26 protein-coding genes are annotated in these 25637 nt (G+C 71.5%); 10 read left to right on the forward strand and 16 right to left on the reverse strand.

From position 1 onward, the window contains the following. Window positions 1–459 precede the first annotated feature (459 nt). The gene (locus AB0M92_RS14080; protein WP_366102391.1) at window positions 460–1101 is read right to left on the reverse strand and encodes a DNA-3-methyladenine glycosylase; all 642 of its coding nucleotides are present in this window, start codon (window positions 1099–1101) and stop codon (window positions 460–462) included. A 111-nt stretch (window positions 1102–1212) separates the two neighbouring features. Here AB0M92_RS14080 and AB0M92_RS14085 point away from each other — a divergent pair, with 111 nt between their 5' ends. The 3 genes from AB0M92_RS14085 to AB0M92_RS14095 all read left to right on the forward strand — a co-directional run bounded on the left by AB0M92_RS14085 (window position 1213) and on the right by AB0M92_RS14095 (window position 3247). After that, entirely contained in the window at window positions 1213–1995 is a 783-nt protein-coding gene (locus AB0M92_RS14085; RefSeq protein ID WP_099893526.1) for a sporulation protein, read from the forward strand. A 65-nt stretch (window positions 1996–2060) separates the two neighbouring features. Beyond that, window positions 2061–2594: a YbhB/YbcL family Raf kinase inhibitor-like protein gene (locus AB0M92_RS14090; protein ID WP_366102392.1), complete on the forward strand. Its 534-nt coding sequence runs from the start codon at window positions 2061–2063 to the stop codon at window positions 2592–2594. A gap of 149 nt (window positions 2595–2743) precedes the next feature. Further along, entirely contained in the window at window positions 2744–3247 is a 504-nt protein-coding gene (locus tag AB0M92_RS14095) for an HNH endonuclease (protein ID WP_366102393.1), read from the forward strand. Window positions 3248–3320: 73 nt separating this feature from the next. Here the strand turns inward: AB0M92_RS14095 and AB0M92_RS14100 are convergent, their stop codons facing one another. The 4 genes from AB0M92_RS14100 to AB0M92_RS14115 form a co-directional block, all read right to left on the reverse strand. After that, complete coding sequence (locus AB0M92_RS14100; RefSeq protein ID WP_366102579.1) at window positions 3321–4091, reverse strand: sulfite exporter TauE/SafE family protein; 771 nt, start codon at window positions 4089–4091, stop codon at window positions 3321–3323. Window positions 4092–4195: 104 nt separating this feature from the next. Further along, window positions 4196–5176, reverse strand: a complete 981-nt coding sequence (locus AB0M92_RS14105; protein WP_366102394.1) for an SPFH domain-containing protein — start codon at window positions 5174–5176, stop codon at window positions 4196–4198. A 116-nt stretch (window positions 5177–5292) separates the two neighbouring features. Beyond that, the gene (locus AB0M92_RS14110; RefSeq protein WP_327282762.1) at window positions 5293–5721 is read right to left on the reverse strand and encodes an NfeD family protein; all 429 of its coding nucleotides are present in this window, start codon (window positions 5719–5721) and stop codon (window positions 5293–5295) included. A gap of 55 nt (window positions 5722–5776) precedes the next feature. After that, window positions 5777–6577 (reverse strand): ABC transporter ATP-binding protein, encoded by an 801-nt coding sequence (locus tag AB0M92_RS14115; RefSeq protein ID WP_366102395.1) that lies wholly within the window; start codon window positions 6575–6577, stop codon window positions 5777–5779. A gap of 145 nt (window positions 6578–6722) precedes the next feature. Between AB0M92_RS14115 and AB0M92_RS14120 the strand changes: the two genes are divergently transcribed. Beyond that, entirely contained in the window at window positions 6723–7508 is a 786-nt protein-coding gene (locus AB0M92_RS14120; protein WP_366102396.1) for a hypothetical protein, read from the forward strand. A 92-nt stretch (window positions 7509–7600) separates the two neighbouring features. Here the strand turns inward: AB0M92_RS14120 and AB0M92_RS14125 are convergent, their stop codons facing one another. The 3 genes from AB0M92_RS14125 to AB0M92_RS14135 form a co-directional block, all read right to left on the reverse strand. Beyond that, window positions 7601–7846, reverse strand: a complete 246-nt coding sequence (locus tag AB0M92_RS14125; protein ID WP_366102397.1) for a chaplin family protein — start codon at window positions 7844–7846, stop codon at window positions 7601–7603. A 150-nt stretch (window positions 7847–7996) separates the two neighbouring features. Continuing rightward, window positions 7997–8638: a response regulator transcription factor gene (locus AB0M92_RS14130; protein WP_366102398.1), complete on the reverse strand. Its 642-nt coding sequence runs from the start codon at window positions 8636–8638 to the stop codon at window positions 7997–7999. Beyond that, window positions 8631–9761: a GAF domain-containing sensor histidine kinase gene (locus tag AB0M92_RS14135; protein WP_366102580.1), complete on the reverse strand. Its 1131-nt coding sequence runs from the start codon at window positions 9759–9761 to the stop codon at window positions 8631–8633. The genes AB0M92_RS14130 and AB0M92_RS14135 overlap by 8 nt, the downstream gene beginning before the upstream one ends. 488 nt (window positions 9762–10249) lie before the next feature. On the opposite strand from AB0M92_RS14135, the gene AB0M92_RS14140 reads away from it, so the two are divergent. Beyond that, entirely contained in the window at window positions 10250–10963 is a 714-nt protein-coding gene (locus AB0M92_RS14140) for a transglycosylase SLT domain-containing protein (RefSeq protein ID WP_366102399.1), read from the forward strand. A gap of 97 nt (window positions 10964–11060) precedes the next feature. On the opposite strand, the gene AB0M92_RS14145 is transcribed toward AB0M92_RS14140, so the two are convergent. After that, complete coding sequence (locus AB0M92_RS14145) at window positions 11061–13604, reverse strand: FHA domain-containing protein (RefSeq protein ID WP_366102400.1); 2544 nt, start codon at window positions 13602–13604, stop codon at window positions 11061–11063. A gap of 262 nt (window positions 13605–13866) precedes the next feature. Between AB0M92_RS14145 and AB0M92_RS14150 the strand changes: the two genes are divergently transcribed. Next, window positions 13867–15420 carry a streptophobe family protein gene (locus tag AB0M92_RS14150; RefSeq protein WP_366102401.1) on the forward strand — a complete coding sequence of 518 codons (1554 nt, stop codon included), beginning with the start codon at window positions 13867–13869 and terminating at the stop codon, window positions 15418–15420. Window positions 15421–15649: 229 nt separating this feature from the next. Continuing rightward, window positions 15650–16849, forward strand: a complete 1200-nt coding sequence (serB, locus tag AB0M92_RS14155; RefSeq protein ID WP_366102402.1) for a phosphoserine phosphatase SerB — start codon at window positions 15650–15652, stop codon at window positions 16847–16849. Between the two features lie 119 nt (window positions 16850–16968). Here the strand turns inward: serB and AB0M92_RS14160 are convergent, their stop codons facing one another. From AB0M92_RS14160 to AB0M92_RS14175, 4 genes are all read right to left on the reverse strand, one after another. After that, entirely contained in the window at window positions 16969–17490 is a 522-nt protein-coding gene (locus AB0M92_RS14160; protein WP_366102403.1) for a histidine phosphatase family protein, read from the reverse strand. Between the two features lie 116 nt (window positions 17491–17606). After that, window positions 17607–17807, reverse strand: coding sequence for a hypothetical protein (locus tag AB0M92_RS14165; RefSeq protein ID WP_366102404.1), 201 nt, complete (start codon window positions 17805–17807; stop codon window positions 17607–17609). A gap of 150 nt (window positions 17808–17957) precedes the next feature. Next, window positions 17958–18077, reverse strand: a complete 120-nt coding sequence (locus AB0M92_RS14170) for an SGM_5486 family transporter-associated protein (RefSeq protein ID WP_267880934.1) — start codon at window positions 18075–18077, stop codon at window positions 17958–17960. Window positions 18078–18082: 5 nt separating this feature from the next. Next, complete coding sequence (locus AB0M92_RS14175) at window positions 18083–19414, reverse strand: MFS transporter (protein ID WP_366102405.1); 1332 nt, start codon at window positions 19412–19414, stop codon at window positions 18083–18085. Window positions 19415–19474: 60 nt separating this feature from the next. Between AB0M92_RS14175 and AB0M92_RS14180 the strand changes: the two genes are divergently transcribed. Further along, window positions 19475–20146 carry a FadR/GntR family transcriptional regulator gene (locus tag AB0M92_RS14180; RefSeq protein WP_366102581.1) on the forward strand — a complete coding sequence of 224 codons (672 nt, stop codon included), beginning with the start codon at window positions 19475–19477 and terminating at the stop codon, window positions 20144–20146. 92 nt (window positions 20147–20238) lie between these two features. Here the strand turns inward: AB0M92_RS14180 and AB0M92_RS14185 are convergent, their stop codons facing one another. The 3 genes from AB0M92_RS14185 to fabG form a co-directional block, all read right to left on the reverse strand. Further along, on the reverse strand, window positions 20239–20685 hold the full coding sequence (locus AB0M92_RS14185; protein WP_366102406.1) for a hypothetical protein: 447 nt from the start codon (window positions 20683–20685) through the stop codon (window positions 20239–20241). Window positions 20686–20898: 213 nt separating this feature from the next. Further along, window positions 20899–21669 (reverse strand): enoyl-ACP reductase FabI, encoded by a 771-nt coding sequence (gene fabI, locus AB0M92_RS14190; protein ID WP_134074882.1) that lies wholly within the window; start codon window positions 21667–21669, stop codon window positions 20899–20901. Window positions 21670–21674: 5 nt separating this feature from the next. Next, complete coding sequence (gene fabG / locus AB0M92_RS14195; protein WP_030300576.1) at window positions 21675–22394, reverse strand: 3-oxoacyl-[acyl-carrier-protein] reductase; 720 nt, start codon at window positions 22392–22394, stop codon at window positions 21675–21677. A gap of 185 nt (window positions 22395–22579) precedes the next feature. Between fabG and AB0M92_RS14200 the strand changes: the two genes are divergently transcribed. Together AB0M92_RS14200 and AB0M92_RS14205 are read left to right on the forward strand one after the other, a co-directional pair. Continuing rightward, on the forward strand, window positions 22580–24103 hold the full coding sequence (locus tag AB0M92_RS14200) for a TldD/PmbA family protein (protein ID WP_366102407.1): 1524 nt from the start codon (window positions 22580–22582) through the stop codon (window positions 24101–24103). A gap of 88 nt (window positions 24104–24191) precedes the next feature. Continuing rightward, complete coding sequence (locus tag AB0M92_RS14205) at window positions 24192–25580, forward strand: metallopeptidase TldD-related protein (protein ID WP_366102408.1); 1389 nt, start codon at window positions 24192–24194, stop codon at window positions 25578–25580. Window positions 25581–25637 lie beyond the last annotated feature (57 nt).

Consider the following 25637-nt stretch of genomic DNA (forward strand, 5'->3'; position numbering starts at 1 on the left):
TCGCTGTGTAATTGCCTGCAAGCATCACCCGAAGGCGACCTCACAGGTCTTTTTCAAAGGAACCTCATCCACCGAAGTGGACGGGGTATCAACTTCTGGCGTTGATTTTTGGCACGCTGTTGAGTTCTCAAGGAACGGACGCTTCCTTTGTACTCGCTCTTCCGAGCTTTCCTCCGGGCTTCGTTCTTCGTTTCCAACTCTACCAGATCATTTCTTCGTCGTTTCCGACTTGGATTTGAATTCGGTGGCCGTTGGGGGCCTTTGCCTTTCGGCGTTCCACCACTTTAGCGCTTATCCCTTGCGGCTCATAATCGAGCCACCGGATTCGAATTCGGGCACGCCGAAATCGACCCCGCCAGGGGAACGTCGTAGGTAGTGGGTTGGCCGCCCCGGGGGTCTGCTGATGGCAGTGCCCCGTTCAAGCGGCTCGGGCTACGTTAGGCGTCCGCCAAGGTGGAGTCAAGTTGAACGGCGGCGTGGCGCATGGGGTCGATACGGGCTCACCGTCGGGTCGCGCGTGATCCAGTAGCGGTACGGGTGGCCCGCGCCGGCGCCGCCCACTCCCGTGCGCGGGCCGTTGCTCACCAGGTCGGCCGAGGTGGTGGTGCCCGTCAGGAGTGCCAGGGGGGAATCGGGGCCGTCGCAGAGGTCGGTGCCGTCCAGAGCGCGGTCGACCGCGAGGGCCGTGGCCAGGCGGGCCGGGCCTTTGGCCAGTTCTCGGTCGTTTCTGGCTGAAACCCGACGTTTGCGAGCCAGGTCGGCACCCACGGTGATCTCGCCCGCCCGCAGCAGCACCCCGCTCGCGTGCCCCGGCGGCCCGCACACCAGGTTCAGGCTGAACCACATGCCGTAGATGAAGTAGACGTACGCGTGTCCGGGCGGACCGAACATCGACGCGTTGCGCCGGGTTCGCCCCCGGTAGGCGTGGGAGCCCGGGTCGGCCTCCCCCTCGTACGCCTCCACCTCCGTGATGCGGAGCTCCATGGGGCCCTCCGGCGTACGGCGGACCAGGATCCGGCCGAGGATGTCCGGGGCCACGGTGAGGACCGGCCGGTCGAAGAAGGACCGGGCCAGGGGCGTACGGTCGGGGCGCGCGCTCATCCGGTCGAGCGTAGTCCAACGCGCAGACCTGCAACCGGGGCCTAAGGTTCCGCGTTTGTCAGGGTGTACTCGTAAGCGGTAGTCGCACGAGCCTTCAAGGGGAGTCAGAGCATGGGGTTCAAGAAGCTGTTCGCGGCGCTGGGTGCCGGCGGTGCTTCGGTGGACACGATCATCACCGAGCCGAACGTCGTGCCGGGCGGGATCGTCCAGGGCGAGGTCCGCATCCAGGGCGGTTCCGTGGAGCAGCAGATCGAGGGCCTGTCCGTCGGTCTCCAGGCGCGGGTCGAGGTGGAGGGGAACGACCAGGAGTACAAGCAGGACATCGTCTTCACGAAGCAGCGCCTCGGCGGTGCCTTCCAGGTGCAGGCCGGCGCCCTGCACGTGGTGCCGTTCGGTCTGGAGATCCCGTGGGAGACGCCGATCACCCACTTCGGGGGTCAGCACCTGCACGGGATGAACATCGGGGTCAGCACCGAGCTGGAGATCGCGCGCGCGGTGGACGCCGGCGACCTCGACCCGATCAACGTGCACCCGGTGCCGGCGCAGCAGGCGATCCTGGACGCCTTCCGTCAGCTCGGCTTCAGCTTCCGCAGCGCGGACATGGAGCGCGGGCACATCCGCGGGACCCGCCAGACGCTGCCGTTCTACCAGGAGATCGAGTTCCTGCCGCCGTCGCAGTACCGCGGGCTGAACCAGGTCGAGCTGACCTTCGTCTCCGACGGCCGTGAGATGGACGTCGTGCTGGAGATGGACAAGAAGTCGGGGCTCTTCTCCGAGGGCAGTGACACGTACCGCTGCTTCCAGGTGGGGCTGCAGTCGTACCAGGGGACCGACTGGGCGGCGTACCTCAACCAGTGGATCGCGTCCGTGGGTTCGCAGCGCAACTGGTTCTAGGCTCGGCCGGGTACCGGCATCCCGGTGCCGGTACCCGTAGTGGTTCGCGATCAGGAGGTTCAGCAGTGGCCGGTCAGAACAGGGCGCCCCTTCCGCACGATTTCCATCCCCGGGTGCACGCGTTCTCGGTGGAGAGCACGGACATCGAGCCCGGTGGCGAGCTGGGCGGCGCCCAGGTGCTGGGCGGCGCCAACGTCTCTCCGCACCTGCGGTGGGAGGGGTTCCCGGAGGGGACGAAGAGCTTCGCCGTGACGTGCTTCGACCCGGACGCCCCGACGGGCAGCGGGTTCTGGCACTGGGTGCTCTTCGATCTGCCGGCCTCGGTCACCGAGCTGCCGGCCGGGGCGGGCAGCGGGAAGTTCGAGGGCCTGCCCGCCGGGGCCGTGCACGTACGGAACGACTACGGCACGCAGGACTTCGGCGGCGCGGCTCCGCCGGCCGGGGAGCGGCACCGCTACGTGTTCACCGTGTACGCGGTGGACCAGGAGAAGCTGGGCCCCGGTGCGGACGTCTCGCCGGCGGTCGTCGGATTCAACCTGCGGTTCCACACGTTGGGCCGGGCGCAGCTGGTCGGTGAGTACGAGGCTCCCGCCGGCTGATCGTTCGCCGTGCGTTTGCCCGGTCCTGGTCTAAAGACGACCAGGACCGGGCATTTTTATTGCGTTGTCCCGCGTGGCGCGCGCGGCCAGAGTGGTCGCGGGCCCTGCCGCCAGTGTGGTCGCGGGCCTGCACACGGGAGGTGGGCGAGATGCGGGACACGCTGGTGCTGAATGCGAGCTTCGAGCCGCTGTCGACGGTGACGCTGAACCGGGCTGTGGTCCTGGTCCTTCAGGACAAGGCCGTGGTCGAGCAGTCCCACCCCGAGCTGCGGGTGCGCGGCGCCTCCATGGATCTTCCGCTGCCCCGGGTGATCAGGCTGTGCCGGTACGTACGGGTGCCCTTCCGAAGACATGCTCCCTGGTCACGGAGGGGGGTGCTGGTCCGGGACCAGCACCGGTGCGCTTACTGCGGGAAGCGCGCGACGACCGTGGACCACGTGCTGCCCCGGGCCCAGGGCGGTGGGGACTCGTGGCTGAACACGGTGGCTTCCTGCGCCGAGGACAATCACCGCAAGGCGGCCCGGACTCCGGAGGAGGCGGGGATGCCGCTCCTCCGGAAGCCCTTCGTACCCTCTCCGGCCGACGCCATGCTGTTGGCCCTGGGGGTCGGCGGGCATGACGTCCTGCCGGAGTGGCTGGAGCGTTCCGCCTAGTACGCGCGGCTGGTACGCGCGGCACGGGCCGTCGTGGGTACGTGCGCTGGGCGACGTATTTTCCGTACGTCGCTCAGCGGAGCAACAGCTGGCCGATGGCGAGCAGGCCGACCACGACGATGATCCCGCGCAGCACGGTCGGGGACAGGCGGCGGCCGACTTTGGCGCCGATCTGGCCGCCGAGGGTGGAGCCGATGGCGATCAGCAGCACGGCCGTCCAGTCGAACTCGGCGACGAAGAGGAAGAAGACGGCCGCGATGCCGTTGACGAGCGCGGCGAGGACGTTCTTGACGGCGTTGATGCGCTGGAGGTCCTCGCGGAGCAGCAGGCCCATCAGCCCGACGTAGAGCACGCCCTGGGCGGCGCCGAAGTAGCCTCCGTACGCGCTGGCGAGCAGCATGCCGGTGAGCAGGGCGGGGCCGCCGTCGGGGTCCGCGGGCCCGGTGCCGGCGGCTTCCTGGCGCCGGCGCAGGGCCGCGGCGAGCCGGGGCTGGAGGACGACGAGCACGAGGGCGAGTCCGATGAGGATCGGCACGATCGTGTCGAAGGAGTCCGACGGCAGGGTCAGGAGCAGGATGGCGCCGGCGAGTCCTCCGACGAGGGCGACGGCGCCGAGCCGCATGATGCGGCCGCGCTGGCCCTGGAGTTCCTTGCGGTAGCCGATGGCTCCGCTGATGGAACCGGGCACCAGGCCGAGGGTGTTGGACACGTTGGCGGTGACCGGCGGGAGTCCGGTGGCGAGCAGCACCGGGAAGGTGATGAGGGTGCCGGAGCCGACGATGGTGTTGATCGTGCCGGCGCCGATGCCGGCCGCGAACACCGCGAGTGATTCCCAGGGGGACATCGAGAGCAGAGACATGGACTGAGCCATCCCCTTTGCATGAGTGAGTCGCCTCCCCGCCGTGAAGGTCGAGGGGCCTCACTGATCATGCAGGAGGGGGCCGCCGGTCAGTCGATGGGGGGCTGTTCGCGGCGCTCGGCGGCGGCCTTGTCGGCGGCGCCGGGGCCGCCGTCCTTGCCGGTGTTCTGCGGGTTGAATCCCGAACCCCCGCCCATGGGGCCGAAGTTGCCCATGGCTCCCGAGAGGCCCTTGAGGGCGTCTCCGATCTCGCTGGGCACGATCCAGAGCTTGTTGGCGTCACCTTCGGCGATCTTCGGGAGCATCTGGAGGTACTGGTAGGCGAGGAGCTTCTGGTCGGCGTCTCCGGCGTGGATGGACTCGAAGACCGTACGGATGGCCTGGGCCTCTCCCTCCGCCCTCAGCGCGGCGGCCTTGGCCTCGCCTTCGGCGCGCAGGATGGAGGACTGCTTCTCGCCCTCGGCGCGCAGGATCTCGGACTGCCGTACGCCCTCGGCCTGGAGGATCGCGGCGCGCTTGTCGCGGTCGGCGCGCATCTGCTTCTCCATCGAGTCCTGGATGGAGGTCGGCGGCTCGATCGCCTTGAGTTCGACGCGGTTGACGCGGATGCCCCACTTGCCGGTGGCCTCGTCGAGGACTCCGCGCAGGGCCGCGTTGATCTCCTCGCGGGAGGTCAGGGTCCGCTCCAGGTCCATGCCGCCGATGATGTTGCGCAGGGTGGTGACGGTGAGCTGCTCGATGGCCTGGATGTAGCTGGCGACCTCGTACGTCGCGGCTCGCGCGTCGGTCACCTGGTAGTAGATGACCGTGTCGATGTTGACGACCAGGTTGTCCTGGGTGATGACCGGCTGCGGCGGGAACGGCACGACCTGTTCGCGCAGGTCGATGCGGTTGCGGATCGAGTCGATGAACGGGACGACGATGTTGAGGCCCGCGTTGAGGGTGCGCGTGTAGCGGCCGAAGCGTTCGACGATGGCGGCGCTGGCCTGCGGGATCACCTGGATCGTCTTGACCAGTGCGATGAAGACCAGAACCACCAGAATGATCAGGACGATGATGATCGGTTGCATGCGGTTCCCCGTGCCCTTCCGGCTGTCTGTGCTGCCCCGTTGAGCGGAGTCTCGCAGACCCCGGGGCCGCGGGTCGGCTCCTTGGCCCAAGCTCACACGAGCTCGGCCTCACGCGCTCACATCACGACGGCGGTGGCTCCGTCGATCTCCACGACGTCCACCTGCTGGCCCGGTTCGAAGCTGCTGTCCGCGTCGAGGGTGCGGGCGGACCAGATCTCGCCGGCGAGTTTGATGCGGCCTCCGCTGCCGTCGACGCGTTCGAGGACGAGGGCGCTTCTGCCCTTCAACGCATCGATTCCGGTGCGGTGTTGGGGGCGCTGCTCGCGGTGGTGGTTGGCGATCGAGCGGACGACGGCGATGAGCGCCACCGACACGATCACGAAGACGAGGACCTGTGCGACCACTCCCCCGCCGAACGCCGCGGTGACGGCGGCCGCGACCGCGCCGACCGCGAACATGCCGAACTCGGGCATCGCCGTCAGGACGAGCGGGATGCCCAGTCCGACCGCGCCGATGAGCCACCACAGCCACGCGTCGATGTTCACATGGTCATGGTAGGTCGGGCGGGCGCGGTCGGGACAGGGTGCGATCGCCCCGTTACTAGCGCAGCGGGAGGCCCTGGGCGGTCCAGCGGTCGCTGTCGTTGCGCTCGACGACCAGGGGGAGGCCGAAGCACAGCGAGAGGTTGCGCGAGGTCAGCTCCAGGTCGATCGGACCGGCGGTGACGACCTTGCCCTGGCGGATCATCAGGACGTGGCTGAAGCCGGGGGCGATCTCCTCGACGTGGTGCGTGACCATGACCATGGACGGCGCGAGCGGGTCGCGGGCGAGGCGGCCGAGTCGGCGTACGAGGTCCTCGCGGCCGCCGAGGTCGAGGCCGGCGGCGGGCTCGTCGAGGAGGAGCAGCTCCGGGTCCGTCATCAGGGCGCGGGCGATCAGGGTGCGCTTGCGCTCGCCCTCGGAGAGGGTGCCGAACTTCCGGTCGAGGTACTCGGTCATGCCCAGGCGGTCGAGGAAGGCGCGGGCGCGCTGCTCGTCGATCTCCTCGTACTCCTCCTGCCAGGTCGCCGTCATGCCGTACGCGGCGGTGAGGACGGTCTGCAGGACGGTCTGGCGCTTGGGGAGCTTGTCGGCCAGGGCGATACCGGCGACGCCGATGCGCGGGCGCAGCTCGAAGACGTCGCTGCCGGGCTTGCCGAGGGTGCTGCCGAGGATGGTGGCGGCGCCCTTGGTGGGGAAGAGGTAGCTGGAGGCGAGGTTCAGCAGCGTGGTCTTGCCGGCGCCGTTGGGGCCGAGGATCACCCAGCGCTCCCCCTCCTTCACCGACCAGGAGACCTGGTCCACCAGAGCCCGGCCCTCGCGGACCACGGATACGTCCACCAGCTCCAGAACATCGCTCATGAGCGTGTTGTCTCCCCTTGCAGTCTCGGTTTCGTCTGTGCACCGGTAGGCGCAGCCCCAGGGGAAAACCTACGCCACTCGGCGAGGGGTCCGGGCGCCAGGTGGGACGCGGGGCCCGATCCGGGGTGATCCGTAAAGTGGGGGAATGCTTTTCGAACCACGTTCAGGGCGCTTGGCCGCCTGGGGGAACGCACTGCTGGCCGGTTTGGTCTCGCCCGACGAGGCCGTGTTGTCGATCGTGGGCGAGGACGCCGTGCACCGGGTGGAAGGGCTGCCGGGCGAATCGGGTCCGGTGGGCCTGACGCTGGCGCTCGGCCGGCTGCGGGCGCTGGGGGTGACCGGGCTGCGGGTCGCCCTGCCGGCGCCGGGCCACCCGCTGGGGCTGAGCGGGCCCCCGGAGTTCAACGCGCGGGCGCTGGAGGCCGAGGAGGCGGTGGTCGCGGTGGGCGCGGCGCTGGGTCTGGTGCCGGAGGTGGCCGAGGCCGGACCGGCCCCGGGCGACCTGCACGTTTCGGTGACGTGGCACTGCCTGCCGGTACGGGAGGCCCCGCCGGCGGACGTGCCCTCGCTCGGCGAGGCGGAGCGGGAGCTGGCGGAGGCGCTGCGCGAGGCGACGGTGGTGCTGACCCGGCTGGACGTGGCGGGGTCGGGGCCGGTGGCGGAGGGCGCGCTGTCGGCGTACCGGGCCCGGGCGGACGCCGGGCGGGAGGTGCTGGCGCCGGGGTATCCGCCGCGGGCGGTGCGGGTGCTGGCGCTGGCGCAGCGGGTGGACCTGCTGGTGTCGCTGGCGTACGAGCACGGGCCGGGCGGGGCCGTGGCCGCCTCGGAGATGGCGGCGCGGGCGGAGGCTCTGCGGCCGGTGGAGCGGGTGGCCCGGCGCGCGCTGGTCGCGGCCTACAACGCGGCGGTCGAGGAGCGCGAGCGGGGTTAGGAGTGGAGTGAGGAGGCGTCTTCGGGGGCGGCTCGCGCCGCGGCCCCGCTTCCCGGGGAGAGGTGGGGGAAGCGGGGCCGGTGGGGGGCTGGTCAGGCGTTCACGCCGGTGTTGCCCCAGGCGCCGTTCAGCAGGCCGATCACGGTGACCGCGTTGCCGACCACGTTCACCGGGACGTGCACGGGGACCTGGACCAGGTTGCCGGAGGCGACGCCGGGCGAGCCCGCGGCCGCGCCCTCGGCCGACGCTCCACCGTGCGCCGAGGAGACGCCGGCGCCCGCGGCAAGGAGGCCGCCCGCGATCATGGTGACGGCAGTGGCCTTCTTGATGTTCTTCACGTTCTTCGTCCTCCAGTACGTCTGCCGCGGCCAGCCGCCGCGACACGTCAAGAAGAACGGTCATCTGACGAACGGGATGCGCCATGTGGGCGACATCCACCCGACCGTATGAATCGGGGAACGGAGCCGGACGGTCCGTTCTTGCCCGGTTCAGTCGGTGATCCCGTGCCTGACCGCCCACAACGCCGCCTGCGTACGGTCCGCGAGATCCAGCTTCATCAGGATGTTCGAGACGTGCGTCTTGACCGTCTTCTCGGACAGGACGAGCGCACGGGCGATCTCGCGGTTGGACCGGCCGTCCGCGATCAGGGACAGCACCTCCTGTTCCCGTTCGGTCAGGGAGCCGCCCCGGCCGGGCGACGGCGATCCCTCCTGGGAGAGCAGGACGTCGGCCACCTCGGGCTGGAGCAGTACGTGCCCGGCGTGCACGGAGCGGATGGCCCCGGCCAGGGCGTCGGGGTCGATGTCCTTGTAGACGTAGCCGGCGGCGCCGCCCCGCAGGGCCGGGACCACCGTCCGCTGCTCCGTGAAGCTGGTGACGATCAGCACCCGCGCCGGGTTCGCCAGCGCGCGCAGCCTGCGCAGGGCCTCGATGCCGTCGGTGCCCGGCATCTTGATGTCCATCAGGATCACGTCGGGCCTCAGCTCCTCGGCGCGCGTCACGCCCTCCTCTCCGTCGGCGGCCTCCCCGACCACCTCGATGTCGTCCTGGATCTCCAGGAACGTGCGCAGGCCGCGGCGGACCACCTGGTGGTCGTCCACGAGCAGGACGCGGATGGGCGTGTCAGCCACCGGGGACCTCCATTTCGATCGTGGTGCCCGCACCGGGCTCCGAGCGCACGGTGAGGCGGCCGCGGACGCCGCTCGCCCGGTCCCGCATGGAGACCAGGCCGAGGTGGCGCCCGGCCGCGCGGATGGAGGAAGGGGAGAAGCCCCTCCCGTCGTCCGTGACGGTCAGGACGGCTCCGGCCGCCCGGCGGGCGAGGGTGACCCCGACGCGGTCGCCGCCCGAGTGCCGCAGGGCGTTGTGGAGGGCCTCCTGGGCGACCCGGAGCAGGGCCTCCTCCTGGGTCGCGGGGAGGGCCCGTACGCCGTCACAGGTGAAGGTGACGTGCGCGGTGTGGGCTCGGTCGAGTACGTGGACCTGGTCGCGCAGGGTGGCGACCAGGCCGTCCTCGTCGAGGCCGGCCGGGCGCAGCTCGGTCACGGCGGAGCGCAGTTCGTCGGCGGCCTCGGCGGCGAGGGCGGCGACCTGCTGGAGCTCCCCCTTGGCGCGGGCGGGGTCGCGGTCGACGAGTGCGGCGGCGGCCTGGGCCGTCAGGCGCAGCGAGAAGAGCTTCTGGGCGACGGCGTCGTGCAGCTCGTGGGCGAGGCGGGAGCGCTCCTCTGCGATGGTGAGCTCGCGGCTGCGCTCGTACAGCCGTGCGTTGGTGAGGGCTATGGCGGCGTGCTGGGCGAGGAGGGCGAGGAGTTCCTCGTCCTCCTCGGTGAAGCCGCCCGGGCTCCTCTTGTTCGCGAGGAAGAGGGCGCCGAGGGTCTCCTCCCCGTCGCGGACGGGGAGGCCGAGGAAGTCGGACATCTCGGGGTGGGCGGCGGGCCAGCCCTCGAAGCGGGGGTCCTCGCGCACGTCGGCCAGCCGCTCGGGGCCGTCCTGGTGGAGCATCGCGGCGAGGATGCCGTGCTGGCGGGGCAGCGGGCCGATGCGGCGCCACTGCTCCTCGCTGATGCCGTCCACGACGAACTGGGCGAAGCCGCCGTGGTCGTCCGGGACGCCCAGGGCCGCGTACTCGGCGTCGAGCAGCTCGCGGGCCGAGACGACGATCGTGCGCAGGACGTCGCGGACCTCCAGCCTGCGGCTCATGGCGAGCAGCGCGGTGCTGACGGCGGCGAGGCCGCCGCGGGGGCCGCCGAACACGGGACTACCAGTCATGGGCTCACCGTACTCGCGGCCCTGACCTGCGGGATCGGGCTCGGGTCCTAGGGCCGGGGGCGGTGTGTCCTCCTCCTCCGGGAGGGGGTCCGCAGGGCCGTCTCTGCCCTGGGGATGAGGGCGGCGGCGGGCTTGTGGTCCTCAGGGTGGAGGATTCGATTACAGACTGCATTGCTGTAGCAACGGATGGTCAGACCGTTACGCGGCCGATGTGAGCCCGCACATAGGACCCAGGTCACTTACGAAGGCGCCTAGTGGATGCATAAGGACCGTGTCAGCACTGTCCCACCTAGCGCCCGGCCCTGAATTCCGGTCTTGCCGGGGCCCCCTGATCCACTAAGCGGGATCGTACGTCACACCTTTGCCAGGCGATTTTGCCGCCGCTAAGAATTGCTCCCGTCGCACAGCGCCGCGGATCCCGGATCCCAGCGGCGCCTTCCTGCGGCTCCCGCTATTCGAAGAGGTTGCTAGCCATGTCCAAGACCAGCACCCCCGGCCACAGTCGTCGTCTGACGAAGGCCCACAAGATGACCTTCGCCGCGTTCGCCACCATCGGCGCCGCCGCCCTGGCCGCCACCGTCGTACCCGCCGGCTCCGCCGACGCCGGTACGACCGTGAGCGCCGCCCCCGTGGCGTGGACCCAGGCTGTCGAGGGTGTTCAGGCCAAGACCGTGCAGCACCTCGGCGCCCAGACCAAGCTGGCCACGGACGCCGCGAAGGTCGAGGCCGCGATCAAGGCCAAGGCCGTCGCCGCCCAAGCCAAGGCCGACGCGGCGAAGGCGAAGGCCGACGCCGAGGCCAAGGCGAAGAAGGACCGCGAGGCGAAGGCGGCCGCGAGCCGTTCCACCGTCCGCACGCCGGTCTACGCGAACAACCTTGACGGCTGGATCAAGGAGTCGCTGGCGATCATGAAGGCGCACAAGATTCCGGGCACCTACAACGGCCTGTACAAGAACATCATGCGCGAGTCGAGCGGCAACCCGCGGGCGATCAACAACTGGGACATCAACGCCCAGAACGGCATCCCCTCGAAGGGCCTGCTCCAGGTCATCAAGCCGACCTTCCTCGCGTACCACGTCGCCGGCACCCCGCTGGACCAGTACCACCCGGTCGCCAACATCGTCGCCGCGGCCAACTACGCCGCCGACCGTTACGGCTCGATCGACAACGTCAACAGCGCCTACTGAGGGCACTGGCGTAGCGACCCCCATGCGCCTCAGGGCGGCACCCGGTATCCGGGTGCCGCCCTGAGGCGTTCGTACGGGTGGGGTGGCCCCGGACCGACTAGTTGCGCATGACCTCGGGCTCGTGGCGGCGCAGCAGCTTCTGCACCGCGAAGCCGCAGGCGACGCCGATGAGCAGCAGGATCGTGATGTTCACGCCCCACTGCGCGATGGAGTGCTCCCACAGCGGGTCGGTGTTGGTCGGGTTCTCCTGGTCCCACGGCGGCATGAGCTTGCCGAGGTCGAGCGTGGTGCCCGCGGCGGCGACCGCCCAGCGCGAGGGCATCAGCCAGGCGAACTGCTCCAGGCCGGGCGAGTCGTACACCTGGAAGAGGATGCCGGTGAACACGACCTGGACGATCGCGAACATGACCAGCAGCGGCATGGTCTTCTCGGCGGTCTTCACCAGCGCGGAGATGACGAGGCCGAACATCATCGAGGTGAAGCCGAGCGCCGTGACCGACAGGCAGAGCTCGACGGCCGGCGGCATGAGCAGGCCCTCGGTGGGCAGGTCGCGCGGCACGAAGCCGATCGCACAGATGACCACGCCCTGGATGGCCGTGATGAAGCCGAGGACGATCACCTTCGACATGAGGTACGCCGACCGGGAGAGACCGGTGGCGCGCTCGCGCTCGTAGATGACCCGTTCCTTGATCAGCTCACGGACCGAGTTCGCGGCGCCCGAGAAGCACATGCCCACGCAGAGGATCAGCATGATCGTGCCGGCGTCGCCGTTGAACCGGGACGGCGGCTTCGGCGGCGCGAGGCCGAAGGTCGCGGGGATGACCGTCGAGACCACGCCCAGGACCGCGGGCAGGATCAGCATCAGGGCCATGAAGCCCTTGTCGGAGGCGATCACCGAGACGTAGCGGCGGATCAGGGTCCACAGCTGGTCGCCCCAGCCCTGCGCCTTCGGCGGCATCATCTGCTGCATCGGCGGCATGGCGACCTGCTGCGGGGCCACGGAGTCGAGGTCGGCGGCGTAGAGCTGGTAGTGCTGCGAGCCCTTCCAGCGGCCGGCCCAGTCGTAGTCGCGGTAGTTCTCGAAGGCCGAGAAGACGTCCGCCCACGTGCTGTAGCCGAAGAAGTTCAGCGCCTCGTCCGGCGGGCCGAAGTACGCGACCGAACCGCCCGGGGCCATGACCAGCAGCTTGTCGCACAGCGACAGCTCGGCCACGGAGTGGGTGACGACGAGGACGGTGCGGCCGTCGTCGGCGAGGCCGCGCAGCAGCTGCATGACGTCGCGGTCCATGCCCGGGTCGAGGCCGGAGGTCGGCTCGTCCAGGAAGATCAGCGAGGGCTTGGTGAGGAGCTCCAGGGCCACGGACACGCGCTTGCGCTGACCACCGGAGAGCGAGGTGATCTTCTTGTCCTTGTGGATGTCCAGCTTGAGCTCGCGCAGCACCTCGTCGATGCGGGCGGCGCGCTCCGCCTCGGCGGTGTCGCCGGGGAAGCGCAGCTTGGCCGCGTACTTGAGGGCCGTGCTGACCTTCAGCTCCTTGTGCAGGATGTCGTCCTGCGGGACCAGGCCGATGCGCTGGCGGAGCTCCGCGAACTGCTTGTACAGGTTGCGGTTGTCGTAGAGGACGTCGCCCTCGTTGGCGGGCCGGTAGCCGGTCAGCGCCTTGAGCAGCGTGGACTTTCCGGAACCGGAGGGGCCGATGACGCCGATGAGCGACTTCTCCGGGACGCCGAAGGTGACGTCCTTGAGGATCTGCTTGCCGCCGTCGACCGTGACCGTGAGGTGGCGGGCCGAGAAGGAGACGTCACCGGTGTCGACGAACTCCTCAAGCCGGTCACCGACGATCCGGAACGTCGAGTGGCCGACGCCGACGATGTCGTTCGGACCGAGGAGCGCGGTGCCGGACTTGGGCAGCGGCTGGCCGTTGACGTACGTGCCGTTGTGGCTGCCGAGGTCGTGGATCTCGAAGCGGCCGCCGCTGGAGCGGAACTCCGCGTGGAGGCGGGAGACCTGGAGGTCCGAGACGACCAGCTCGTTCTCCAGCGCACGGCCGATCCGCATGACGCGGCCGACGGCGATCTGGTGGAACGTGGTCGGGCTGCGGTCACCGCCGTAGACGGGGGCCGCCTGCTGCTGCGGGATATGAGGCTGCTGCCCCTGCTGGTGCGGCTGCTGGTGGGCGGCGGCCTGCTGCGGCTGCTGCTGCCAGGCCTGCTGCTGCGCCGGCTGGGCCTGCGCCTGGGCCGGGGCCTGGTACGCCGGGGCGGCCTGCTGGGCCGGAGCCTGGTAGGCGGGCGCCGGGGCCTGGTAGGCGGGAGCGGCCTGCTGCGGTACGGCCTGCTGCGGCGCGGCGGCTGCGCTCAGATTCAGCCGCGGGCCGTCGGTGGCGTTGCCCAGGTGCACCGGCGTGCCGGGCGCGAGCTCGGTCTGCCGGACCCGCGCGCCGTGCACGTAGGTCCCGTTGGTGCTGCCGTGGTCCTCAATGCCCCAACCCCGGCCGTTCCAGGCGATGGTGGCATGCCGCCACGACACCCGGGCGTCGTCGATGACCACGTCTCCCTGGGGATCGCGCCCCAACGAGTACGACCTGGACGGATCGAGCGTCCAGGTCCTTCCATTCAATTCCAGTACGAGTTCCGGCACTCCAGCCCCACTTAAGTCCCCCGAGAATCCCCCTGACGCCAGGGAGTCCGACGTCAGGGAGTCTAGGGATGGCGAACATCCGGGGGAACTATTTCAGGCCCGGGGCCACATGTGGAATCGGGGCCTGCCCGGGGCGTCTACGCCTGCCCGTTGACGGGGGTGAAAGTCACCCGGAGAGTGAGATACGGGACTTCTCCGCCTGACCCCGTCCCGCTCGGCCCGCCCGCTCGACACGCACGCTCCACACGCACCGGGGGTACGCATGCGCCGCATTCGCTGGGGGGACGTGCTGCTGTCGGGCATCGCCGCCACCGGCTGGGCCCTCGTCACCATGGCCGCGGTCGCCGCCCTCGGGCTCCGCCTGCTGGGCGCCGACGCCGCGGGAGGCTCGCTCGGGGCGATGACCGCCGCGGTGGTGGCCCTCGCGGTCGGCGGCACGGTGGACCCGTCGGTGGACCTGTCGGTCCTCGGGACCACCGGGCCGGGGGCCGGGGCCTCGCTGGAGGTCATGCCGCTCGGGGTGGGACTGGCCGGGGCGCTGGTGCTGGCCCGGGTCTTCCTGCGCTCGATCCGGACGGGGGCGCCCCGCGGGGAACCGGCCGTCCGTGCGGGCGTGGTGGCGGTGCTGCTCGTCGCCGCCGCGGGCGGGCTGGCCCGGGCCGGGCACGACGTGGTCACCCTGGACGGGCCGCGGCTGCCGACGACCGCGCCGCCGAAGGTGGTGGTCCCCGGCGTCGGAGACGTCGGCGGGCTGCTCCCGGACCGCGTCGGCGACCTCGTCGACAGCCGGACGCGGGTGGGGTTCTCGGTGGAGTGCGGGCCGACCCTGCTGGGCGCGGGGGTGTGGGCGCTGGCCGTACTGGCGGTCGCGCTGCTGGCTTCGCGGCGCGGCCCGGCGGCGTTCGCGCGGCTGCGGCCGGCGGTGTCGGCACTGGTGACGGCCCTGCTGGTGGCCGTGGCCGCCGGGCTGGCGGCGGCCGTGTGGGCGGCCGCGGGCGACGGGCATCCGGGGCGGGTACTGGGGGCCGCGCTGCTGGGCTCGCCGAACGGGGCCTGGACGGCGGTGCTGCTGGGGCTCTCCGTTCCGTTCGACGTCCGGGCCACGGGCATGCCGGGCCGGCTGCTGCCGGATCCGCTGGACGATCTGCTGGGGGTGCCTGCGCGGGAGCCGGTGACGGTGTCCCGGCTCGCGGAGTACGACGGGCGGGTCTGGCTGCTGGTCGCGGGGGTGGGGCTGCTGCTGCTCTGCGCCGGCGTACTGGCCGCCGTACGGACTCCGGGGCGCGGGACGGCTGCGTGCGCGGTGCGGCTGTCGGCCGTGACCGGGGTGGCGCTGGCGGCCCTGGCGCTGCTGACCGGGGTGTCGGTTCAGGGCCCCGCCGGCGGAGCCGGGGGAGGTTCGCTGTCGCTGCTCGGCGTGGACGCGGTGGACGCCGGGGTGGAACTGCGGGGCGACGCGCTGTACGCGCTGCTGCTCGGGGCGGCCTGGGGGGCGGTGGCGGGCGGGGCGGGGGCCGTGCTGGCGGGGCGGCCGCGGCCGGTTCCGGTGGCGGCGCCGGGAGGGGCCGGCGGTCCGGCCCCCGGCGCGCCCACGCTTGCGTACCGGCCCCCGCCGGGGCGGCCGCACCCGTACCCGTACCCCCGTCCGGGCGATGAGCCGCAGCGGTTCGCCGACCCCGAGCCGGACGGCTCCTGGGACGTCACGATCACCCGGCTGCCCCGCCGGCCCGCCGGGCGGCCGCAGCCGCGCCCGCGGCCGCCGTTCACCCCGCCACCGCCCCCTCCCCCGCCGCCACCGCCGGGGCCGCCGGGCTGAAGGCGGCGACGTGGAACGCAACGTGGCGATTCGAACACGCTCCGCCACCACCTCACTCCGGGGGCCCCTGACACCTCGCCGTCGACCCGCATTCACCCCGCCGCCACTCCCCCGCCGCCCCCCGGGCGCCTGCGACGCACGGCGGCGGAGGGCGCTGCGCCGGAAAATGGTTCCGGCAGGTGGGACAGGGGTCCGAGCATGTGGGACGGGAAGATACGGTGAGGGCACCATGAGCGCTTCGCAGACCTCCGACGTCCCCACCCTCCTCGTCAAGATCTTCGGCAAGGACCGTCCCGGGATCACCGCCGGGCTGTTCGACACCCTCGCCGCCTACTCCGTCGATGTCGTCGACATCGAGCAGGTCGTCACCCGTGGCCGCATCGTCCTGTGCGCCCTCGTCACCAAGCCCGCCTCCGGCGGCGAAGGTGAGCTGCGGGCCACGGTCCACAGCTGGGCCGACTCGCTGAAGCTGCAGGCCGAGATCCTCTCCGGCACGGGCGACAACCGGCCGCGCGGCAGCGGCCGTTCCCACGTCACCGTGCTCGGGCATCCGCTGACCGCCGAGTCCACGGCGGCCATCGCCTCCCGGATCACCGCGACCGGCGGCAACATCGACCGCGTCTTCCGGCTCGCCAAGTACCCGGTGACCGCAGTCGAGTTCGCCGTCTCCGGTGTGGAGACCGAGCCGCTGCGCACCGAGCTGGCCACCTCCGCCTCCCACATCGGCGTGGACGTGGCCGTGGTCTCGGCCGGGCTGCACCGCCGCGCCCAGCGCCTGGTCGTCATGGACGTGGACTCGACCCTGATCCAGGACGAGGTCATCGAGCTGTTCGCCGCTCACGCGGGCTGCGAGGTCGAGGTCGCCGAGGTGACCGAGCGGGCCATGCGCGGCGAGCTGGACTTCGAGCAGTCGCTGCACGCCCGCGTGAAGCTGCTGGCCGGACTGGACGCCTCGGTCGTGGACAAGGTCCGCTCCGAGGTGCGGCTCACGCCGGGCGCCCGGACCCTGATCCGCACCCTCAAGCAGCTCGGCTACCAGGTGGGTGTGGTCTCCGGCGGGTTCACGCAGGTGACGGACGACCTGCAGGAGCGGCTGGGCCTGGACTTCGCCTCGGCCAACACCCTGGAGATCGTCGACGGGCGGCTGACCGGCCGGGTCACCGGCGAGATCGTGGACCGGGCGGGCAAGGCGCGGTTGCTGCGCCGCTTCGCCGCGGAGGCCGGCGTACCGCTGGCCCAGACGGTGGCGATCGGCGACGGCGCCAACGACCTGGACATGCTGAACGCGGCAGGGCTGGGCGTGGCGTTCAACGCCAAGCCGGTGGTGCGCGAGGCCGCGCACACGGCGGTGAACGTGCCGTTCCTGGACGCGGTGCTGTACCTGCTCGGGATCACCCGGGAAGAGGTCGAGGCCGCCGGCCTGACCTGATGCCCTGCGCGTGACGCGGACGGGCCCCGGCGGATCGACCGCGCCGGGGCCCGTCCGCGTTCCCGCTTCGTACGCCTTACTCGTGCGCCTCCACGTACGCGTTCACGTGTGGGCGCACGTCAGTGGTCCTCGGGCGTCCAGAAGTCCAGCAGCGTGCCCACCCCGTGCTCCACGGTCTTCCAGGAGCCGGTGAAGGAGACGACCGCGAAGGCGGCGGTCGGGAAGCCGGTGCGGCTCATCCGGGCCGGGGCATCGCCCTCCGCACCCCCGGAGAGGGCGTCGGCGAGGGCGTGCATGCCCGGATTGTGGCCGATGACGAGGAGGTCCTCGACCTCGTCGGACGTCTCGTTCAGCAGGGCGATGAGCTCGCCCAGAGAGGCGTCGTACAGCCGTTCGTCGTACGAGGTGCGCGGCCGGTGCGGCATCTCCTGGACGGCCAGCTTCCAGGTCTCGCGGGTGCGGGCGGCGGTGGAGCAGAGGGCCAGGTCGAAGGCGATGCCGGTCTCGGCCAGCTTCAGCCCGGCGGCCGGTGCCTCCTTGCGGCCCCGTTCCGCCAGCGGGCGGTCGTGGTCGGCCACCTGGGGCCAGTCGGCCTTGGCGTGCCGGAGGAGGACGATCCTGCGGGGTGTGTCGGCGCTCATGGCTCCCAGCTTCGCATGAATCGGGCCATGGGGCGCAGGGTGTTGGGGGCTCGGCGGGAGGCGGACGCGGGGCTCGGTCGCGGGGTCCGGGAGAGCGGTCCGCAAGCGCGGCCCGGTCAGCCGACGACGCGCAGGATCTGCTCGGTGACCTGGAGGATCGCGGAGGCTTCGCCGGTGGCGGCATGCGCCTGGCCGGAGCCGGCGAGGAGCAGCAGCAGGAAGCCGAAGGCGAGCGCCGGGAGGGCCAGCGCCCACCAGTGCAGGCGGGTGCTCGCGCCGTGGACTCGGGGGCCGGGAGTGTGCGTGGTGGCCGACATGGCCGCCTCCGTGGGTACGCGGGGTGGGACTGGCTCGCTGTCTTCGAATCTATGGATTCGAGGGCACGGCGCCCATCCGGGACACACCCCAGTCGACCCTGACCCTGGCCCCCTAGGGGTTGGGGGGGTTACCCCTACCCCTACGGCCCGTCAGGGGGAGACGACGGAGGCGATGACGGAGATGATCACGGTCACGACCAGCATCGCGCCCAGCACCAGGCCGAGCTTCTTGTGGCTGTTCTGCGGGTTCGGTTCGAGTACGGGCGACATGCCGCTCAGTCTCCCATGCCGCATTCGTCCTCGATCGTGCGGTCCCGGCCGGCCAGGATGCCCAGCGCGATCTGCGGGACCAGCAGGGCCGCCATGACGGTGAGCGGCACGTCCCAGCCGCCGCTGTGCTGGTAGAGCGCGCCGACGAGGAGCGGTCCGGGGATGGAGATGAGGTAGCCGACGCTCTGGGCGAAGGCGGAGAGCTTGACCACCCCGGCCGGGGACTTGGCTCGCAGCCCGATCATCGTGATGACGAGGGGGAAGGCGCAGTTGGAGACGCCGAGCAGGAGGGCCCAGGCCCAGGCTCCGGCGGCGGGCGCGAAGTAGAGGCCCGCGTATCCGACGAGACCGAAGAGGCCGAGGGTGACGGCGATGGCCCCCTGGTTCCGCATCCGGCCGGCCAGGTTGGGGATGACGAAGGCGAGCGGGACGCCCATGACCATGGTGACGGCGAGCAGGACGCCGGCGGTGGAGGCGGAGACCCCGGCGTCGCGGAAGATCTGCGGCAGCCAGCCCATGGTGATGTACGCGCCGGTGGCCTGGAGGCCGAAGTAGCAGCCCAGGGCCCAGGCGGTACGGCTGCGGACGATCTTCGGGCCCGCATCATCCCGTACGCCCGTGCCCGGCCCGGAGGCGGCGGCCCGCTTCTCCCGCCGGGCGGCGGCCGCGACCGGCAGCCAGGGCAGTACGGCGACCAGCGCGAGCACGGCCCAGACCAGCAGGCCCGTACGCCAGCTGCCGCCGAGGGCGGAGGTCATCGGGACGGTCACGGCGGCGGCCAGCGAGGTGCCGAGTGCCAGGGCCATGGAGTACAGGCCGGTCATGGTGCCCACGCGGTCCGGGAACCAGCGCTTGACGATGACCGGGAGCAGCACGTTGGTCAGGGCGATGCCGGCCAGGGACAGGGCGCTGGCCGCGAGGAAGCCGGCGGCGCCCCCCGCAAAGGGCCGGATCAGCAGGCCCGCGGCGACGGCGGCCATGCCGGCGCAGACGACGGCGGCGGGGCCGAAGCGGCGGGAGAGCCGAGGCGCGGTGACCCCGAAGACGGCGAAGCAGAGGGCGGGGACGGAGGTGATGAGTCCGGCCACGGTGCCGCTCATGCCGAGGCCCGTGCGGACCTCCTCGAAGAGCGCTCCGAGGCTGGTGATGGCGGGCCGCAGGTTGAGGGCGGCCAGCACGATGCCGACGATGAGGACCGGACCGAGCCACGCGGGCTCCGGCTCCGGCTTCGGCTGTGACGGCGTCCGCGCGCTCTCGGGAGCGGCGGAACGGGTCGGCGCGGGTACGGTGCGCGCGGCCCCGGGCCGGTTCAGGGTCTGTATTTCTTCGTCGGGCATTACGCCATCATAGAATCATGGGATGATTGGTTGTCCACTTTCGGAGAGGAACCCGCCCGTATGCCGCTGACCTCGCCCCGGCGATCCGCGCTGGTCGATCAGGTGATCGCCCAGCTTCGGAACCAGATCACGTCCGGCGAATGGCCCGTAGGTGCCCGCATCCCCACCGAGCCGGAGCTGGTGGAGCTGCTGGGCGTCGCCCGCAACACCGTCAGGGAGGCCGTACGGGCGCTGGCGCACAACGGGCTGCTGGACATCCGGCAGGGCTCGGGGACCTACGTGATCGCCACCAGCGAGCTGGCGGGGGTGATGCACCGCCGCTTCGCGGGCGCCGACCCGCGGCACATCGCGGAGCTCCGCTCGACGCTGGAGTCCGCCGCGGCCCGGCTGGCGGCGGAACGGCGCACCGAGCGGGACCTCGGGCAGCTGGACGCGCTGCTGGCACGGCGCGAGGCGGCCTGGGCGAGCGGGGACCCGGAGCGGTTCATCGCGGCGGACGTCGCGCTGCACATGGCGGTGGTGGCGGCCTCGCACAACGAGGTGCTCATCGAGCTCTACGCGGACCTCGGCGACCTGGTCGCCAACTGGCTGCGCACGGACGTGGGCACGGAGCTGGATCCGGCGGCGCACCTGGACCACGCCCGGCTGATCGAGGCGATCCGGCGCGGGGACGGGGACACGGCGGCCTCGGAGGCGGCGGGCTACCCCTACGTCTGCCTGGGCGGGAAGTAGCCCGACCGGGAAGCGGCCCGCGCCTGGAAGCGGCCCGCGCCGGGGAGCGGCCGCACCGGGGAGCGGCCCGCGTACGGTCGGCGCCGGCGCGCTCACGGCCGCTGGTGGGTGACCCAGGCCGAACGGACCTCCTTCCAGCAGCGGCCGGTGAGCTCGGTCCGGCCGGCCGGCGCCAGGGAGACGGCGGCGCTGTCCGCGTCCACGTCCCACCAGCGGTCGCACTCCACGTGCAGGCGCAGGAGATCGGTCTCCGGATAGCCGTTCTGGCACGTGGCCGTGGCCTGCGAGCCCTCGATCACGGTCTCGCAGTCGGCGCCGAAGAGCTCCCGGGGTGCGGGCGGCCGGGGCCGTACGGGCGGCTCTGCGGGGATCTCGTCGAGGTCCACGGCGGCGGGCTCCGCGACGGCAACCGCCCCCGGACCCGGACCGGGCAACGCTTCGTCCCCCTCTTGCCGCGCGTCGGCCCCCGAGATCAGGAATCCCGTCAGGACCATCGAGGTGACCAGCAGCGATACCGCTCGGCTCCGCCTCGCGCGCACTCGCGTACCTCCTCCCCGCACGAGCCGGGAAGATCCCGACTCGGTCAGTTTGCAGGCATGTGTCCAGGTTTTCGACTCGGGAAGATCCGACCGGAGGGCGGACATCTGATCGAGGACCCGGCCGGGATCCCCGCCCCCACCGGCGCGAACGGCGACGGCCGCGCCCCCCGGAAGGAAGACGCGGCCGCCGCCGTACGGACGTACCGGTGCCGCTCAGGCACCCATCGCGTGCAGGCCGCCGTCCACGTGGACGATCTCGCCGGTGGTCTTCGGGAACCAGTCCGACAGCAGGGCGACGATGGCCTTGCCCGTCGGCTCCGGGTCGCTCATGTCCCACTCCAGCATCGAGCGGGAGTTCCACACGTCCGCGAGGTCCGAGAAGCCCGGGATGGACTTCGCGGCCATCGAGCCGAGCGGGCCGGCCGAGACCAGGTTGCAGCGGATGTTCTCCTTGCCCAGGTCACGGGCGAGGTAGCGGCTGGTGGCCTCCAGGGCGGCCTTGGCCGGGCCCATCCAGTCGTACTGCGGCCAGGCGAACTGCGCGTCGAAGGTGAGGCCGACGACGGCCGCGCCCTCCGCCGGGAACAGCGGCTTGCAGGCCATGGTCAGCGACTTCAGCGAGAACGCCGAGACGTGCATGGCGGTCGCGACCGACTCGAACGGGGTGTTCAGGAAGTTGCCGCCGAGGGCGTCCTGCGGGGCGAAGCCGATGGAGTGCAGGACACCGTCGAGGCCGCCGAGCTCCTCGCGGACGAGGCCCTCCAGGCGGGCCAGGTGCTCGTCGTTGGTGACGTCGAGCTCGATCACCTTGACCGGCTTCGGCAGCTTCTTGGCGATGCGCTCGGTCAGCGTCGGGCGCGGCCACGCGGTGAGGATGACCTCGGCGCCCTGCTCCTGGGCCAGCCGGGCGGCGTGGAAGGCGATGGACGACTCCATCAGCACACCCGTGATGAGGATGCGCTTGCCGTCGAGAATTCCGCTCATGGTGATCAGTGACCCATGCCCAATCCGCCGTCAACGGGAATGACGGCTCCTGTGATGTACGCGGCGTCGTCGGACGCCAGGAAGCTCACGGCCGCCGCGATCTCCTCGGGCTGCGCGTAACGGCCGAGCGGCACCTGGCCGACGATGCCGGCGCGCTGCTCGTCGGTGAGCACCTTCGTCATGTCGGTGTCCACGAAGCCGGGGGCCACGACGTTGAAGGTGATGTTGCGCGAGCCGAGCTCACGGGCGAGCGAGCGGGCGAAGCCGACCAGCGCGGCCTTGGAGGCGGCGTAGTTGGCCTGGCCGGCCGAGCCCAGCAGCCCGACGACCGAGGAGATCAGGACGACGCGGCCCTTCTTGGCACGGAGCATGCCACGGTTCGCGCGCTTGACCACCCGGAAGGTGCCGGTGAGGTTGGTGTCGACGACGGAGGCGAAGTCCTCCTCGGACATGCGCATGAGCAGCGTGTCCTTGGTGATGCCGGCGTTGGCCACCAGCACCTCGACCGCGCCGTGCGCGTCCTCGATCTCCTTGTAGGCCTGCTCCACCTGCTCGGAGTCGGTGATGTCGCAGCGGACCGCCAGGACGCCGAGCGCGGTGAGCTCCTGCGGCGGCTCACCCGACCGGTACGTGATCGCGACCTTGTCGCCGGCCTGCGCGAAGGCTCGGGCGATGGCGAGGCCGATGCCCCGGTTTCCTCCGGTGACGAGAACCGAGCGGCTCAACGGATCACCCTTTCGACTAGCGGTCTGAATACCAGAAACCTATAGGCCGGGCCCGCCGCACGCAGAATCGATCTCCCACAGGGCCTCGGTACGCGGTCTGTCGAGTCCCTACAGAAAGATGTAGGCACAAGAGCCCCGGGCGCGACATGATCGGGGCGACCGGCCCCGACCCCGGGAGGACTTCCGTGCCCCATTCCATCGACGCGGCCTTCACCGCGCTGCCCTTGCGGGCGCTCGCCGACGCGGCGCTCGCCCGGGCCCGCGCGCTGGGCTGCGACCACGCCGACTTCCGGCTCGAACGGATCCGCAGCGCCGCCTGGCGCCTGCGGGACGCCAAGCCGTCCGGCAGTTCCGACACCACCGACCTCGGGTACGCGGTCCGCGTGGTGCACGGGGGCAGCTGGGGATTCGCCTCCGGTGTGGACCTGACCATGGACGGCGCCGCCAAGGTGGCCTCGCAGGCCGTGGCGATGGCGAAGCTGTCCGCGCAGGTCATCAAGGCGGCGGGATCGAACGAGCGGGTGGAGCTCGCCGACGAGCCGGTGCACGCCGACAGGACGTGGATCTCGGCGTACGACGTGAACCCGTTCGAGGTGCCGGACGCGGAGAAGGCCGCCCTGCTCGCCGACTGGAGCTCGCGGCTGCTGGCCGCCGACGGGGTCGCGCACGTCGACGCCTCGCTGCTCGCCGTCCACGAGAACAAGTTCTACGCCGACACCGCCGGCACCATGACCACGCAGCAGCGCGTGCGGATCCACCCGCAGCTCACCGCGGTGGCGGTGGACGCCACCACCGGCGAGTTCGACTCCATGCGCACCATCGCCCCGCCGGCCGGCCGCGGCTGGGAGTACCTGACCGGCACCGGCTGGGACTGGGACACCGAGCTGGAGCAGATCCCCGGGCTGCTCGCCGAGAAGATGCGGGCGCCGAGCGTCGGGGCCGGGCGCTACGACCTGGTCGTGGACCCCTCCAACCTGTGGCTGACCATCCACGAGTCCATCGGCCACGCCACCGAGCTCGACCGGGCGCTGGGCTACGAGGCGGCGTACGCGGGGACCTCCTTCGCCACCTTCGACCAGCTGGGCAAGCTCAAGTACGGCTCCCCGATCATGAACGTGACCGGCGACCGCACCGCCGAGCACGGGCTCGCCACCGTCGGCTTCGACGACGAGGGCGTCCAGGCGCAGAGCTGGGACCTGGTCAAGGACGGCACGCTGGTCGGCTACCAGCTGGACCGGCGGATCGCGAAGCTCACCGATCTCGGCCGCTCCAACGGCTGCGCCTTCGCCGACTCCCCCGGGCACGTGCCCGTGCAGCGGATGGCGAACGTCTCGCTCCAGCCGGATCCGGGCGGCCTGTCCACCGAGGACCTGATCGGCGGGGTGGAGCGCGGCATCTACGTCGTCGGCGACCGCTCCTGGTCGATCGACATGCAGCGCTACAACTTCCAGTTCACCGGACAGCGGTTCTTCCGGATCGAGAACGGCCGGCTGGCCGGACAGCTGCGCGACGTCGCCTACCAGGCCACCACCACCGAGTTCTGGGGCTCGATGGAGAAGGTCGGCGGGCCGCAGACGTACGTGCTGGGCGGTGCCTTCAACTGCGGCAAGGCCCAGCCGGGCCAGGTCGCGGCCGTCTCGCACGGCTGCCCGTCCGCGCTGTTCCGCGACGTGAACATCCTGAACACCACGCAGGAGGCCGGCCGATGAACGCTCACGGTCACCACCGAATCTGCCGGGGGTCCGGGGGTCGTCCCCCGGGTCGGCACAGTCTGAACACCACGCAGGAGGCCGGCCGATGAGCCGTACGAGTCCCCACGAGATCGTCGAGCGCGCGCTGGCGCTGTCCACCGCCGACGGCTGCGTCGTCATCGCCGACGAGCAGTCGACCGCCAACCTGCGCTGGGCGGGCAACGCGCTCACCACCAACGGCGTCACCCGCGGCCGGACCCTCACGGTCATCGCCACCGTCGACGGCAAGGAGGGCACGGCCTCGGGGGTCGTGTCGCGCTCGGCCGTGACCGCCGAGGACCTGGAACCGCTGGTCCGCGCCGCCGAGGCGGCCGCCCGCGGCGCCGGCCCCGCCGAGGACGCCCGGCCGCTGGTCACCGGTACCCCGGCCTCGCCGGACTTCACCGAGGCGCCCGCCGAGACCTCCTCGGCGGTGTTCGCGGACTTCGCCCCGGCCCTCGGCGAGGCCTTCGCCCGGGCCCGGGCGGGCGGCCGGGAGCTGTACGGCTTCGCCAACCACGAGCTGGTCTCCACGTACGTCGGCACCTCGACCGGCCTGCGGCTGCGCCACGACCAGCCGAACGGCACCCTGGAGCTCAACGCCAAGTCCCCCGACCGGCAGCGCTCGGCCTGGGCCGGCCGCTCCACCCGGGACTTCAAGGACGTGGACCCGACGGTGCTGGACGCCGAGCTCGCCGTACGGCTGGGCTGGGCCGAGCGGAAGATCGACCTGCCCGCCGGCCGGTACGAGACCCTGCTGCCGCCGACCGCGGTGGCCGATCTCCTGATCTACCAGATGTGGTCCGCGGCGGCCCGGGACGCGGTGGAGGGCCGGACGGTCTTCTCCAAGCCCGGCGGCGGCACCCGGCTCGGCGAGAAGCTCTCCCGGCTCCCGCTGACCCTGCGCAGCGACCCGGGCGCTGCGGGCCTGGAGTCCGCGCCGTTCGTGATCGCGCACAGTTCGGGCGACGACGCCTCGGTCTTCGACAACGGGCTGCCGGTGCCTGCCACCGAGTGGATCCGCGAGGGCGAGCTGGCCCGTCTGACCACGACCCGGCACAGCGCCGCCATGACCGGGATGCCGGTCGCGCCGGGCTTCGGGAACCTGATCCTGGACGGCGGCGGCGACCGCTCGCTGGAGGAGATGGTGGCCGCCACCGAGCGGGGTCTGCTGCTGACCTGCCTCTGGTACATCCGCGAGGTCGATCCGGCGACGCTGCTGCTCACGGGCCTGACCCGGGACGGGGTCTACCTGGTGGAGAACGGGCAGGTCGTGGGCGAGGTCAACAACTTCCGCTTCAACGAGTCGCCGGTGGACCTGCTGTCGCGGGCCTCGGAGGCGGGGCGGACCGAGAAGACCCTGCCGCGCGAGTGGAGCGACTGGTTCACGCGGGCCGCGATGCCCGCGCTGAGGATCCCCGATTTCAACATGAGCTCGGTCAGCAAGGGTGTCTGACCACCTAGACTGAGCCCTTGGCGTGACGCATTTCCCCATGTGAAGGAGTCGAGAGAC

This window comes from Streptomyces sp. NPDC051582 (assembly GCF_040681715.1).
Classification (GTDB): Bacteria; Actinomycetota; Actinomycetes; order Streptomycetales; family Streptomycetaceae; genus Streptomyces.

Bases quoted from the DNA above. Each gene is read 5' to 3' on its own strand.
- AB0M92_RS14115 (WP_366102395.1), bottom strand. From the start codon at position 6,577: ATGAGCGATGTTCTGGAGCTGGTGGACGTATCCGTGGTCCGCGAGGGC.
- AB0M92_RS14180 (WP_366102581.1), top strand. From the start codon at position 19,475: ATGCCGCTGACCTCGCCCCGGCGATCCGCGCTGGTCGATCAGGTGATC.
- AB0M92_RS14105 (WP_366102394.1), bottom strand. From the start codon at position 5,176: ATGCAACCGATCATCATCGTCCTGATCATTCTGGTGGTTCTGGTCTTC.
- AB0M92_RS14205 (WP_366102408.1), top strand. From the start codon at position 24,192: ATGAGCCGTACGAGTCCCCACGAGATCGTCGAGCGCGCGCTGGCGCTG.
- AB0M92_RS14150 (WP_366102401.1), top strand. From the start codon at position 13,867: ATGCGCCGCATTCGCTGGGGGGACGTGCTGCTGTCGGGCATCGCCGCC.
- AB0M92_RS14170 (WP_267880934.1), bottom strand. From the start codon at position 18,077: ATGTCGCCCGTACTCGAACCGAACCCGCAGAACAGCCACAAGAAGCTC.
- AB0M92_RS14120 (WP_366102396.1), top strand. From the start codon at position 6,723: ATGCTTTTCGAACCACGTTCAGGGCGCTTGGCCGCCTGGGGGAACGCA.
- AB0M92_RS14095 (WP_366102393.1), top strand. From the start codon at position 2,744: ATGCGGGACACGCTGGTGCTGAATGCGAGCTTCGAGCCGCTGTCGACG.
- AB0M92_RS14160 (WP_366102403.1), bottom strand. From the start codon at position 17,490: ATGAGCGCCGACACACCCCGCAGGATCGTCCTCCTCCGGCACGCCAAG.
- AB0M92_RS14165 (WP_366102404.1), bottom strand. From the start codon at position 17,807: ATGTCGGCCACCACGCACACTCCCGGCCCCCGAGTCCACGGCGCGAGC.
- AB0M92_RS14080 (WP_366102391.1), bottom strand. From the start codon at position 1,101: ATGAGCGCGCGCCCCGACCGTACGCCCCTGGCCCGGTCCTTCTTCGAC.
- serB (WP_366102402.1), top strand. From the start codon at position 15,650: ATGAGCGCTTCGCAGACCTCCGACGTCCCCACCCTCCTCGTCAAGATC.
- AB0M92_RS14140 (WP_366102399.1), top strand. From the start codon at position 10,250: ATGTCCAAGACCAGCACCCCCGGCCACAGTCGTCGTCTGACGAAGGCC.
- AB0M92_RS14085 (WP_099893526.1), top strand. From the start codon at position 1,213: ATGGGGTTCAAGAAGCTGTTCGCGGCGCTGGGTGCCGGCGGTGCTTCG.
- fabI (WP_134074882.1), bottom strand. From the start codon at position 21,669: ATGAGCGGAATTCTCGACGGCAAGCGCATCCTCATCACGGGTGTGCTG.
- AB0M92_RS14100 (WP_366102579.1), bottom strand. From the start codon at position 4,091: ATGTCCCCCTGGGAATCACTCGCGGTGTTCGCGGCCGGCATCGGCGCC.
- AB0M92_RS14175 (WP_366102405.1), bottom strand. From the start codon at position 19,414: ATGCCCGACGAAGAAATACAGACCCTGAACCGGCCCGGGGCCGCGCGC.